This is a genomic window from Kitasatospora sp. NPDC091335, from assembly GCF_044757205.1.
Classification (GTDB): domain Bacteria; phylum Actinomycetota; class Actinomycetes; order Streptomycetales; family Streptomycetaceae; genus Kitasatospora.
In genome coordinates, this window is the sequence record NZ_JBIVUM010000006.1 from 1 (window position 1) to 12,403 (window position 12,403).

Sequence of the window (12,403 nt, forward strand, 5' to 3'; positions counted from 1 at the left end):
TCTCCACCCTCGAACGCGGAATCCGCCGAGACGACGACCTCGCCAACGCCTACCGCGACTGGCTCACCGCCGCTTGACAGCCCATAGGAGCATCACTCCCGTGATCGATTCTGCATGATCGATTAAGGTGAGGCTCACCTTACAACGCCTCGTATCACCCGGCGACCACACACGACCACACACCGCCCCGCCGGTCCGCCGGTTGCCGGTCGCCACCCACCGTCGACCACCCGCCGCCGCCCGTACACCCACCGTCCACCACCCCCGGCCGCCGCCGCCCCCTTCCCCCGCTCGTGGGAGAGTGGTAGGCAGCGAAGGGAGCGCGAACGTGCTGATGGACAAGGTGGCGGAGATACTCGCCGAGGCGTCGGCCCAGGCGGTGGAGCCGCGCTTCCGGGCGCTGGCCGCGGGCGAGGTGATGGAGAAGGCGCCCGGCGAGGTCGTGACAGTCGCCGACCGCGAGGCCGAGGCGATCATCGCCCGCCGGCTGCACGAGCTGCTGCCCGTACCGGTGGTCGGCGAGGAGGCGGTCTCCGCCGACCCGTCGCTCGCCCTGGCCCTCCACAACGAGCCCGCCGCCTGGCTGGTCGACCCGGTCGACGGCACCGCCAACTTCGTGGCCGGCCGTCCCGAGTACGCCGTGATGTGCTCCCTGGTCCGCTCCGGCCGGACCGTCGCCGCCTGGATCTGGCAGCCCGCCACCGCCACCACCTACTGCGCCGAACTGGGCTCGGGCGCCTGGCGCGACGGCGTGCGCCTGACCCGCCCGCCCGCGCCCAGGGACCTCGCGAAGCTGCGCGGCTCGGTGAAGAGCCGCTACCTCGACGCCGAGCACCGCCGCCGGCTCCAGGACAACATCGCGGCCTTCGGCGAGATCTCCCCCGGCCGGCACGCCGCCGGGATCGAGTACCCGGACGTCGTCGAGGGCCGCTCCGACTTCATCCTCTACTGGCGCACCCTGCCCTGGGACCATGCCCCCGGCTCCCTCCTGGTCACCGAGTCCGGCGGCGTCTCCGCCCGCCCGGACGGCACCCCCTACCGCCCGGAGGCCCCCGGCTGCGAGGACGGTCTGCTGGTCGCCGCCGACCCCGACACCTGGGAGCTCACCCGGTCGCTCCTCCTGAGCGACTGACCCGGCCCCGGCGCCGCCGCGCCGCCCGTCACCCCTTCGCCGCTCCGCCCACTGCTACCCCGCCCGCTCACCCGCCACCTTGCGACCGGCGCCCACCACCTCCCGCAGCAGCGCGCCGACCTCCCCCGCGGTCGTGTGCGGGTTCAGCAGCGTGAGCTTCAGCCGGACCCGGCCGGGGCCGTCACCCGGGAGTTCGGTGCGGCCGACCACCACCCGCCCGGTGCGCAGCAGCAGCCGGCGCAGCCGGCCGTTCAGCTCGTCCAGCGCCGCCTCGTCCGTCACACCCGCCGGCCGGTAGCGGAAGAGGACGGCGGTGAGCACGGGCTCGGTGTGGAGTTCGAGTGCCGGATCGGCGCGGACGGCGTCGGCGGCCGCCCGGGCGAGGTCGTGGCAGCTGTCGACCAGCCGGCCGAGCCCGTCCCGGCCGAGGGTGCGCAGGGTGACGGCGAGCTTGAAGGCGTCGGCACGCCGGGTGGTGCGCAGCGAGCGGCCCAGGAGGCTGGGGTAGCCGGCCTGCTCGTCGTCGACCGGGTTGAGGTACTCGGCGCGGCGGGCGAGCGAGACGTACGTCTCGGCGCGGCGCACCAGGAAGATCCCTGCGGCGGCCGGCTGCCAGCCGAGCTTGTGCCAGTCCAGGGAGACCGAGTCGGCGCGGGCGATGCCGTCGAGCAACGGGGCGAGCCGGTCGGAGAGCAGCGCCCCGCCGCCGTACGCGGCGTCCACGTGCAGCCAGGCGCCGTAGCGTCCGGCCAGGTCGGCGGCGGCGGTCAGCGGGTCGATGGCTCCGGTGTCGGTGGTGCCGGCGGTGGCGACCACCGCGATCGGGGTCCTTCCGGCCCAGCAGGCCTCGGCCATCGCCCGCTCCAGCTCGTCCTCCCGCATCCGCAGCCCGCGGTCGACCGGGACGGGGATGACGGCCCGCTCGCCGAGGCCGAGCAGGGCCGCGGAGCGCTGGACGGAGAAGTGCGCGGCCTCGGAGGCGATGATGCACGGCCGGACACCGGCCGGGATGCCGTCCAACTCCACGATGCCGTCGAGCTTCTGGTCGCGCGCCAGCATGAGCCCCATCAGGTTGGACTCGGTGCCGCCGGAGGTGAGGACGCCCGCTGAGCGCTCCGGGTCGTAGCCGACCAGTCCGGCGATCTCGGCGAGCAGCGCGCTCTCCAGGGCGGTGGCGGCGGGGGCCTGGTCCCAGGAGTCCTGGGAGGGGTTGAGGGCGCTGACCGCGAGGTCGGCCGCGGCGGCGACGGCGAGTGGCGGGCAGTGCAGGTGTGCGGCGCAGGCCGGGTCGGCGGGGTCGGCGGCACCGTAGGCGAGGAGTTCGGTGAGTCTGCCGAGTGCGCCGGGGCCCTCGCTGGTGGCGAGCGCTTCGTCGACCAGGGCGGCGATCTCGGCCGGGCTGCCCGCGGGCAGCGGTCCCGACCGCATGGCGGTGCCCGTCTCCAGGGCGTCGAGGACGGTGGCCAGCAGCGGTGCGAGCGCACCGGGCCCGGCGGCGCCGCCCGCCAGGGCGTCCGTCGCGACGCCGTCCCCGGGGAGCCCGACGGGGCCGGAGCCGGGCCCGCTCACCGGTGCCTCCGCCCCGCCGGCGCACCCACCGAAGCCGCACCCCCAGGGGGGATCGCCGAGGCCGCCGCGATCGCCTCCGCCAGGCGCTCCAGCACCGCGGCCACCTGCTCGTCCGTGATGGTGAGCGGCGGGAGCAGCCGGAGCACCGCGTCGTGGCGGCCGCCGAGTTCGACGATCAGCCCCCGCGCCAGGCACGCCTCCCGGACCCGTACCGCGAACGCCGGGTCCGCAGGCCGGGCGCCGCACGCGTCGGGTTCGGCCGCCGGGTCGACCAGTTCGACCCCGAGCATCAGCCCGCGCCCGCGCACGTCGCCGATCGCGGGCAGCTCGGCCGCGAGGTCGCGCAGCCTGGCCGCCATCCGCTCGCCGACCACGGCGGCGCGCTCGACCAGTCCGTTCGCCGCGACGTGGCGCAGCGTCGCGGCTCCGGCGGCCATCGCGAGGGTGTTGCCGCGGAAGGTGCCGGTGTGGGCGCCGGGCCGCCAGCCGTCGTAGTCCTCGCGGTAGACGACGACCGCCAGCGGCAGGCTGCCGCCGATGGCCTTGGAGAGGACCATCGCGTCCGGGACGATGCCGCTGTGCTCGACGGCCCACATCGCGCCGGTGCGGCCGACTCCGGTCTGCACCTCGTCCACGATCAGCGGGATGCCGCGCTCGGCGGTGATCCGGCGCATCGCGCGCAGCCAGTCGTCGGGGGCGGGGACGACGCCGCCCTCGCCCTGGACGGCCTCCAGGATCATCGCGGCGGGCGCCACCACGCCGCCCGAGGGGTCGTCCAGCAGCCGCTCCACGTAGGTCGCGGCGAGGTCGGCGCCCGCCGCGCCGCCGACTCCGAACGGGCAGCGGTAGCCGTACGGGTAGGGCAGCCGGACGACTTCGCCGCCGCTCGGCAGCGGCTCCTTGACGGCGACGTTGCCGGTGAGGGCGAGGGCGCCGGCGGTCATGCCGTGGTAGGCGCCGGTGAAGGCGAGCGCGCCGGAGCGGCCGGTGGCGGTCTGCATCAGCTTGAGCGCGGCCTCGACGGCGTCCGTCCCGGCCGGTCCGCAGAAGTGCACCCGGGCGCGGGCGGCGAACTCCGCGGGCAGGCTCTCGAACAGCGCGCTGGTGAAGTCGTCCTTCTCCGCGGTGGCGAGGTCGAGCAGGTGCAGCGGGGCGCCGCTGTCGAGGGTGCGGCGGATCGCCTCCAGCACCACCGGGTGGTTGTGGCCGAGGGCGAGCGTGCCGGCTCCGGAGAGGCAGTCCAGGTAGCGCCGCCCGTCGGCGCCCTCGACGGTCATGCCGTGGGCGCGGACCGGGACGATCGGGAAGGAACGGGCGTACGTCCTGGCGGCGGACTCGCGGACGCGCTGACGGCGCAGGATGGCCTCGCCGGCGGCCGGGGCTCCGGAGGCGGCCTGGACGGGTACGGCAGCGGGTGACACGAGAAACCCCCAGGGGAAGTTAGGTTAGCCTAACTTTACTGCTCATGACCTGCCGGAATGCCTGCGGGGCACTCAGAACCACCCGAGCGAGTGAACCTCCCCCCGTTCCTCCAACGAGCGCCGCGGGGAAAGGTCACGGCTCGGGACCCGGAACGGTCGGGCCCCGACGGCCGCCGCCCTCCGCCCTCAGGCCCTGCCCCTCCACCGGTAGCAGAGCTCCGGCCGCCCGACGTTCCCGTACTGCGGCTCCCGCACCGCGCACCCGGTCTCCACCAGGTGCTCCAGGTAGCGCCGCGCGGTGATCCGCGAGACCCCGGCGGCGGTGCCCGCGGCCGCCGCCGACAGCCCGCCGGCCGCCTCCCGCAGCACCGAGGCGACGGTGTCCAGGGTGGGCGCGCACAGCCCCTTGGGCAGCGTGGTGCGCTCCGGCGTGCGGAGCAGGGCGAACGCCTGGTCGACCTCGTCCTGCCCGGTCGCCTCGCCGGTGCGCCCGAGGCTGTCGCGGTAGCGGGCGTAGCGCTCCAGGCGGTCGTGCAGGGCGGCCGCGCTGAACGGTTTCAGCAGGTACTGCACGACGCCGGCCGAGACCGCCTGCCGGACCATGGCGAGGTCGCGGGCCGAGGTCACCGCGATGACGTCGGTGCTGTGGCCGGCCGCGCGCAGCGTCCGGCAGAGCTGGAGCCCGTGGCCGTCCGGCAGGTAGAGGTCGAGCAGGGTGAGGTCGACGGGCGTCCCGGCGGCGCGGGCCCGGTCCAGGAAGCGCAGCGCGTCGGCGCAGCTGTGGACCGTCCCCGCGGCGCGGAAGCCGGGCTCGCGCCGGACGTAGAGGGTGTGCGCGGCGGCGGCCACCGGGTCGTCCTCGACCACCAGGACGGAGATCTCCGCGCCGGCCCCGGCGGCCCTGTCGGCAGTGGCGGCGGCGTCGTTCACGCGAGGGCCCCTTCCCGATCCCGGCCGGTGGACCCGTCCGGCCGCCCGGCGGGATCCCCCGGGCTGCCGGCGGGCCCGGACGGACGGACGGCCAGCGGCAGCCGCACCGTGAGCACCGCCCCGCGCTCCCGCCCGACCGTGACGGTGCCACCGTTGCGCCGGGCGGTCTGGGCGACCAGCGCCAGCCCGAGCCCGTGCCCCCGGCCGTCCTGCTTGGTGCTCCAGCCGCGCCGGAACACGTCCTCGACCGCGCCGGGGGCGATCCCCGCACCGGTGTCGGCGACCCGCAGCAGCAGGCAGTCCCCCGCCGTGCCCGCCGCGTCGCCACCGCACTCCCGGCCACGGGCGATCCGCGCCGTGACGGTGACCTCCGGCGGATCGGGGCTCTCCGCCGCCCCCGCGATGGCGGCGTCCACGGCGTTGTCGATCAGGTTGCCCAGCACGGTGATCAGGTCCCGTGCGGAGAGCCCCGGCGGCAGCACCCCGTCATCGATCCGGCTGTCCTCGGTGAGGGCCAACTCCACGCCCCGTTCGGCGGCTTGGGCCGCCTTGCCGAGCAGCAGCGCGGCGAGCACCGGCTCGGACACCGCCGCGACCACCCGGTCGGTGAGCTGCTGGGCGAGCTCCAGCTCCGCGGTGGCGAACTCCACCGCCTCTTCGTGGCGGCCGAGTTCGATCAGCGAGACCACCGCGTGCAACCGGTTCGCGGCCTCGTGCGCCTGCGCGCCGAGCGCCTCGGTGAAGCCGCGCACCGAATCCAACTCTCCGCTCAGGGCCTGGAGTTCGGTGTGGTCCCGGAGGGTGACCACCCGGCCGAGACCGGCGCCGGTGCCGGTGCCGATCGGGGAGGTGTTGAGCACCACGACCCGTTCGACGGTGAGGTGCACCTCGTCCCGGACCGGCTCCTCCCTCAGGACGGCCGCCACCAGCGCCTCCGGCAGACCCAGCTCCGCCACCGACCGGCCGTCCAGGTCGCCTGCCAGGCCGAGCAGTTCACGGGCGGCGTCGTTGCACAGCACCACCCGGTGCGCGCGGTCCAGCAGGACCAGCCCCTCGCGCACCGCGTGCAGGGTGGCCTGGTGATACTCGTAGAGGTGGCTCAGCTCGTCCGGCCCCATCCCGTGGGTGTGCCGCCGCAGCCGGGAGTTGGCGAGGTAGGTGCCGACGCCGCCGACCGCGAGCGCGGCCACCGCCACCCCGACCAGAGCCAGCAGCGGACCGCTCAGCTGCGCGGATATCGACTCCACCGTGAGGCCCGCGCTGACCAGCGCGACCACCCGGTGCCGGTCGTCCCACACCGGGGTGACCACCCGCACGGACGGGCCCAGCGTGCCCGTGTACGTCTCCGCGTGGGTCTGCCCGGCGAGCGCCCGGTCGATGTGCCCGAGGTAGGCCCTGCCGATCTGGTCGGGCAGCGGGTGGGTCCAGCGCACGCCGCCGGTGTCCATGACCGTGATGAAGGAGACCCCGGTGTCGGCCCGCACCTGCTCGACGTACGGCTGGAGCAGCGCGGTCGGATCCGGACCGGTGACGGCGGTCCGCACGGACGGCGAGTCCGCGACGGCGTGGGCGACCGCGGTGACCTGGCGGCGGGCCGCGTCCTCGGTACGGTCGGCGGCGAACAGGTACGCGAGCACCGCGCCGCCCGCGACGACCGCGGCGACGATCACCACCTGGACGACGAACAACTGCCCGGCCAGGCTGCGGACCGGCCGCCGGGGCCCACGGCCCTTCGGCCGGTACGAGCCGCGGCGCGGGTCGGTGGGGGCGGTGCGCTCGGACATGCCTGCCAGTCTGCACCACGGCCCCGGTTGTCCCCGGGGCCAGTCCGACCCACACCGTTCGCGGGCCCGCCGCCCGGGCCACCCGTGCCGTTCATGAACTCTATGAACGCAAACGTGACCTCCGTCACCCGGGGAGCCCATAGTCGGAGCGGCCCATCCCCCGGGGCCGCCAGGACTGCACGGCAAGGGAGCCGCAGATGTCGATCGACGGAGCCGCCACGGCGGCGGGACCCAGACGCAAGGACCGCACCCACTACCTCTACCTCGCCGTGATCGCAGCGGTGGTCGCGGGTGTGGTGGTCGGTCTGGCCGCCCCCGGTTTCGCCGTGGAGCTGAAGCCGGTCGGCACGGGCTTCGTCAACCTGATCAAGATGATGATCAGCCCGGTGATCTTCTGCACCATCGTCCTGGGCATCGGTTCGGTGACCAAGGCCGCGAAGGTCGGCAAGGTCGGCGGCCTCGCCATCGGCTACTTCCTCGTCATGTCGACCGTCGCACTGGCCATCGGCATGGTGGTCGGCAACCTGCTGGAGCCCGGCGGCGGCCTGCACCTGACCGCCGCGCTCGCCAAGTCCGGTCACGCCCAGGCGGCGGCCGGCGGCGCCCAGTCGACCACCGACTTCCTGCTCGGGATGATCCCCGAGACCCTGTTCTCCGCCCTCACCCAGGGCAAGGTGCTCCAGACCCTGCTGGTCGCCCTGTTCACCGGTTTCGCGCTCCAGGCGATGGGCCGGGCCGGCGCGCCCGTGCTGCGCGGGATCGAGCACGTGCAGCGGCTGGTCTTCCGGATCATGTCGATGATCATGTGGGTCGCACCGGTCGGCGCCTTCGGGGCGATGGCCGCCGTGGTCGGGGCCACCGGCACCGCCGCGCTGAAGAGCCTGGCCGTCATCATGGTCGGCTTCTACGTGACCTGCGCGCTGTTCGTGGTCCTGGTGCTGGGCACGCTGCTGCGCCTGGTCGCCGGGGTCAACGTGTTCGCGCTGCTGAAGTACCTCGGCCGCGAGTTCCTGCTGATCCTCTCCACCTCCTCCTCCGAGAGCGCGCTGCCCCGCCTGATCGCCAAGATGGAGCACCTGGGCGTCAGCCGCCCGGTCGTCGGCATCACCGTGCCGACCGGCTACAGCTTCAACCTGGACGGCACCGCGATCTACCTGACCATGTCCTCGATCTTCATCTCCGAGGCGATGGACAAGCCGATGTCGGTCGGCGAGCAGCTCTCCCTGCTGGTCTTCATGGTGATCGCGAGCAAGGGCGCGGCCGGGGTCACCGGCGCCGGGCTGGCCACCCTCGCGGGCGGTCTCCAGTCGCACAAGCCCGCGCTGGTGGACGGGGTCGGCCTGATCGTCGGCATCGACCGCTTCATGTCGGAGGCCCGCGCGCTCACCAACTTCGCGGGCAACGCCGTCGCGACCGTACTGATCGGGCACTGGACCGGCGAGCTCGACGCCGAACGTGCCCGGCAGGTGCTGGCCGGCGGACTGCCCTTCGACGAGCGGACGCTGGTCGGCACCCACGGCACGCCCACCGGCCCCGCCGCGCCGGACGCCCCCTCTGCCGACTCCCCTGGGACCGTTCCCGCCCAGGGCGCCGCCCCCGCCGGAGTCTGAGCCCGGCAGCGACCCCCGAACTCCCCCGATCCGGCGCCTCCCAACCAACCCCCGGTAACGGCGCCGGATCGGGGGTCCTTGCTTTTCCCGCTCGGCTTCCTTCGGCCCCCGGCCGGTCAACCCCCGGTCGGCCCTCGTTTGGCCGGCCCTCGGTCGGCCGGCCCGCGCGGCCGAGGCCCGTCACAGCTCCTGCGAGCCGCTGACCGCCCAGGCCACCCCGCCGACCGGGTCCTCCAGTGCGACGTGCAGATGGTGCAGCCCGGCCGACGGCTCCTGCCAGGTGAAACAGCGCATCCGGGCGACGAGGGCGTTCACCTCGCCCCGGTCGGCCGTGTCCACCGCGTCCGCCTCGCCCTGACCGCCCGGTGCGCCCCGGCCGTCCACTCCGTGCGACCCGGCCGCGCCGGCCATCGCGGCCAGTGCCCGCCACAGGCCCAGCCTCCCGTGCGCACAGCCCTGCGCCCGTCCCACCGCGGCGGCGCGCACCAGCGCCGGATAGGCGAGCGCGAACGGCAGGTACCCGCCGACCACCCTGCGGTCGCGGGCCAGCAGGGCCGCGGCCGCCGGAGCCCGGCCCCGGACACACACCGTCTGCGCCCACGGCGCCAGCGCGCCCAGTCCGGCCAGCGCCCGGGCGACCCGCGGCCCGTCCGGCCTGTCTCCCGGCTGCCCCGCCAAGGGCGGCAGCTCCACCTCGCCCAGACCCTCCCGGCTGGCCGGCAGGGTCAGCAGCGCGCTCCGCGCACCCCCGCCGGGCAGGTACTCACGCACCCTGGCCGCCTCGTCCCAGCCGGCCGCCTCCCACGGCTCCAGCCGCAGCGGCACTCCCTCCGGGTCGGGCTCGGCCCCGTACCCGAGGTCCTCGCCGAGCAGCGCCCTGGTGTGCGCGACCAGCCGTCGCACCGGAGCCGGGCCGAGCAGCGGGGCCAGCCGCAGCCAGGAGTGCCGGGTCGCCAGCACCTCCCAGAGCGGACCGGCGTCGTGGTCGGCCACCCCGGCGGCCGTCCCCGCGCCGCCGTCCCGGTCGAACAGCCGGACGGCAAGCTCGGGCGGCGCCGCGTAGGCGATCAGATGCCCGAGCGGCGCGGTCAGGGCGGCGGCGGCCTCCTCCCCCGCCTCCGCCACGGCTGCCGCCCGGCCCTGCCGGTAGGCGGCGAGCAGTTCGGGCCAGCGGCCGTCCTCGGCCAGGGCACGCAGGCGGCCGTCCTCGTACGTGATCACGATTCGCAGCGTACGGGCCCGGGCGGCGCATCAGCTGACTTGCCGTCAGCTCGGTGCGTCGGAGCGGCGGTCGCACCCGATGCCGCGCCCGGGGCTCCGCCGCCGAGCCCGGTCGCCCCGCTCGCACCCCCGTTCGTGGCCGTGCTCCCCCTCGCGTCCGCGCTCGCGTTCGCAGTCGCGCTCGCGTTCCCGCTGGAGGACGGCGCGCAGCCGGCCGTGGGCGCGGCGCCGGGTGACGGCCAGCGTGCTGCGGTGCAGCCCGAGCAGTTCGGCCGCCTCGTCGACGCTGTAGCCGTCGAGGTCGACCAGCACCACCACGCGGGCCTGCTTGTCGGTCAGGAAACCCAGCAGCCGCAGCACCTCCCAGCGCGCCTGCAACTCGACCATCCCGCCGGTCGGGGGGTCGAACGCCCCCCGGTCCCGCGCGGCGGCGTCGGCCACTTCCGGAATCTCCGGCATCGGCACCCGGCGCCGCTCCCTGCGCCACTGGTCGCGCAGGATGTTCACCATCGTGGTGAACGCGTAGGCGTACGGCTGCGGATGGCCGAGGAAGCGCTCCGGCCGACGGGCGATCCGGAGGTACGCGTCATGGACGACGTCCCCGGCGGCGAGCGGACTGCCGGCCAGTGAGGCCGCCGCCTGCTGAAGCCTGGGCAGCAGATCCGTGAACACCCGGTTGAATTCGGCCTCCTGGTCGCCGTTCCCGCTCGGACCGAAGTCCTTTCCCCGTCCGCCGCCCGCACTCCGACCACTGCAATCCGCCATGCCGCTCTCCCCGGAAATCGGCACCCCGAACGCCCGGTCTGGCCTGGCCGCAAGGGATGTGACCTGACCGGACGAGTTGTGACACAGGTCACATCATAGTTCGTCGTCTCACCGTGCGCAGTCAATCGTACGCAACACGTCACCAGCGGTACGGGAGGCCGGACTTCACCTCCGCGCGGACGCCCCGGCGGCCCGGACGCGCCGCTCGACGAGAACCCTCGGCAAGGAGAACCACCATGCGAGGTTGCATCGCCAGGAAGATCACCACGTTCGGACTGGCCGCCGCGGCCGCCCTCGGCGTGCTCGGGGCCACCGCCCTGCCGGCCGCCGCGGCGACGGTCCGGCACCGGACCGTCACGCCCGGGTCCATCGAACCCTCGAACACCATCACGGCCGACGCCTACCGCTGCGTCATCACCGGCAACTACGGCTGGCGCTGGGAGGGATACTGCAACGTCTACTCCGGCCGCCTGCGCACCGTCACCTACTGTGCCGACGGCTCGCACACCACCGGCCTGTGGATCGGCGCACGACCGGAGGCCTGGGCGGTCTGGGGCAAGTGCCCCGGGTCCAGCTGGACGAAGATCGTCTTCCAGTGGCACAGCTGAGCCATCGATCCCTCGGCCGAAGCCCGACCGGACCCAGCCGGACCGGACCGGCCCCCGACCGAAGCCCGACCGAAGCCCGACCGAAGCCTCGGGCAGGCCGGACCGGCGGGTGACGGGCGGCTGGTGACGGGCGAACGGCCGACAGATAACAGATGACAGATTTCGAAATCTGTCATCTGTTATCTGTCATCTGAAACCTGTCGGCTGAACTCCGTCCGCCACCTCCGCCTGCCGCCTCCGCCTGCCGCCTCCGCCCGCCGACTCAGCCCACCGACGAGACCTCCGCAAGCAGCCGGGCGGCGTGCACCCGGCCCGCGTGCTCGACCAGCTTGATCAGCACCTCCTTGCCCGAGGCCCGCCGACGCGCGTCGCACAGGAGCACGGGAGTGCCGGCGTCCAGGTCCAGCGCGCGGGCGACCTCCTCCGGGCCGAAGTCCCTCGTTCCGGCGAACCGGTTCACCGCGACCACGAACGGAATGCCCCGGTGCTCGAAGAAGTCGACGGCCGGAAAGCAGTCGGTCAGCCGGCGGGTGTCCGCGAGCACCACCGCACCGAGCGCCCCCTGGGCCAGCTCGTCCCAGAGGAACCAGAACCGGTCCTGCCCCGGGGTGCCGAACAGGTAGACCGCCAGGCCGTCTCGGATGGTGATCCGGCCGAAGTCCATCGCCACCGTGGTGGTGGACTTGCGCTCCACTTCGTCCAGGTCGTCCACCCCGCGCCCGGCCTCGGTCAGCCGCTCCTCGGTGCGCAGCGGGCGGATCTCGCTGACCGCGCCCACCAGCGTCGTCTTGCCGACTCCGAAGCCGCCCGCCACCAGGATCTTGAGCGCGAGCACGGTGCCGTCGGGGTCCTCGGGCCCCGCGAGGTCGAACGGATCCGGCCGGCGGCGCGGATCGGACGGACCGGACGGGCCGAACCGGTCGGTCGGATCGAACCGCTCGGACGAGTCGGACGAGTCGGACGGGTGGTCAGAGTGCACGGAGTCCACGGATGACCTCCTGGAGGATGCGCTCGTCGGGGAGCAGGGCGGGCGGAACGGGACGGCGGACCCGGATGAGCCCGGCCGTCAGCAGGTCACCGAGCAGCACCCGCACGACGCCCACCGGAAGGTCGAGGTCGGCGGCCAGCTCGGCCACGGACAACGGAGTGGCCCGGCACAGCGCGAGGATCCGCGCCTGCTCCGGGCCGACCGGCGGCTCGGGCGCTGCCGGACCGAACGCCGGACCGAACGCCGGGTCGGGCGGCTCGGTGATCACCAGAGCGATCAGGTCGAACTGCTGCTCCCCGGTGCCGGTACGCCCCCGGGTCATCGCGTACGGACGGACCAGCGGCCCGGCCTCCTCGTCGTACCAGCGGGCCCGGT

General features: G+C 74.6%; 11 protein-coding genes. 3 read left to right on the top strand and 8 right to left on the bottom strand.

Translation table 11 applies throughout. The features are described from left to right. Positions 1–334 precede the first annotated feature (334 nt). Complete coding sequence (locus ACIQOW_RS15660) at positions 335–1,132, top strand: inositol monophosphatase family protein (RefSeq protein ID WP_401085270.1); 798 nt, start codon at positions 335–337, stop codon at positions 1,130–1,132. Positions 1,133–1,186: 54 nt separating this feature from the next. Here the strand turns inward: ACIQOW_RS15660 and ACIQOW_RS15665 are convergent, their stop codons facing one another. From ACIQOW_RS15665 to ACIQOW_RS15680, 4 genes are all read right to left on the bottom strand, one after another. After that, on the bottom strand, positions 1,187–2,701 hold the full coding sequence (locus ACIQOW_RS15665; protein ID WP_401084543.1) for a pyridoxal phosphate-dependent decarboxylase family protein: 1,515 nt from the start codon (positions 2,699–2,701) through the stop codon (positions 1,187–1,189). Then, positions 2,698–4,122, bottom strand: a complete 1,425-nt coding sequence (locus ACIQOW_RS15670) for a diaminobutyrate--2-oxoglutarate transaminase (RefSeq protein ID WP_401084546.1) — start codon at positions 4,120–4,122, stop codon at positions 2,698–2,700. Before ACIQOW_RS15670 ends, ACIQOW_RS15665 begins: the two co-directional genes overlap by 4 nt. Positions 4,123–4,308: 186 nt before the next feature. Continuing rightward, positions 4,309–5,052 (bottom strand): response regulator, encoded by a 744-nt coding sequence (locus ACIQOW_RS15675; RefSeq protein ID WP_401084548.1) that lies wholly within the window; start codon positions 5,050–5,052, stop codon positions 4,309–4,311. After that, a complete protein-coding gene (locus ACIQOW_RS15680; RefSeq protein WP_401084551.1) occupies positions 5,049–6,836 on the bottom strand; it encodes an ATP-binding protein in 1,788 nt (595 codons plus the stop codon). The genes ACIQOW_RS15675 and ACIQOW_RS15680 overlap by 4 nt, the downstream gene beginning before the upstream one ends. Positions 6,837–7,033: 197 nt before the next feature. On the opposite strand from ACIQOW_RS15680, the gene ACIQOW_RS15685 reads away from it, so the two are divergent. Next, complete coding sequence (locus ACIQOW_RS15685; RefSeq protein ID WP_401084553.1) at positions 7,034–8,446, top strand: cation:dicarboxylate symporter family transporter; 1,413 nt, start codon at positions 7,034–7,036, stop codon at positions 8,444–8,446. A 180-nt stretch (positions 8,447–8,626) separates the two neighbouring features. Here the strand turns inward: ACIQOW_RS15685 and ACIQOW_RS15690 are convergent, their stop codons facing one another. Together ACIQOW_RS15690 and ACIQOW_RS15695 are read right to left on the bottom strand one after the other, a co-directional pair. Further along, the gene (locus ACIQOW_RS15690) at positions 8,627–9,667 is read right to left on the bottom strand and encodes a hypothetical protein (RefSeq protein WP_401084556.1); all 1,041 of its coding nucleotides are present in this window, start codon (positions 9,665–9,667) and stop codon (positions 8,627–8,629) included. 45 nt (positions 9,668–9,712) lie between these two features. Further along, positions 9,713–10,432: an RNA polymerase sigma factor gene (locus ACIQOW_RS15695; protein WP_401084559.1), complete on the bottom strand. Its 720-nt coding sequence runs from the start codon at positions 10,430–10,432 to the stop codon at positions 9,713–9,715. Positions 10,433–10,668: 236 nt separating this feature from the next. Between ACIQOW_RS15695 and ACIQOW_RS15700 the strand changes: the two genes are divergently transcribed. After that, positions 10,669–11,040: a hypothetical protein gene (locus ACIQOW_RS15700; RefSeq protein WP_401084562.1), complete on the top strand. Its 372-nt coding sequence runs from the start codon at positions 10,669–10,671 to the stop codon at positions 11,038–11,040. Positions 11,041–11,302: 262 nt separating this feature from the next. Here the strand turns inward: ACIQOW_RS15700 and ACIQOW_RS15705 are convergent, their stop codons facing one another. Together ACIQOW_RS15705 and ACIQOW_RS15710 are read right to left on the bottom strand one after the other, a co-directional pair. Next, positions 11,303–11,875 (bottom strand): GTP-binding protein, encoded by a 573-nt coding sequence (locus ACIQOW_RS15705; RefSeq protein ID WP_401085273.1) that lies wholly within the window; start codon positions 11,873–11,875, stop codon positions 11,303–11,305. Positions 11,876–12,008: 133 nt separating this feature from the next. After that, entirely contained in the window at positions 12,009–12,350 is a 342-nt protein-coding gene (locus ACIQOW_RS15710; RefSeq protein WP_401085276.1) for a DUF742 domain-containing protein, read from the bottom strand. Positions 12,351–12,403: the final 53 nt, after the last annotated feature.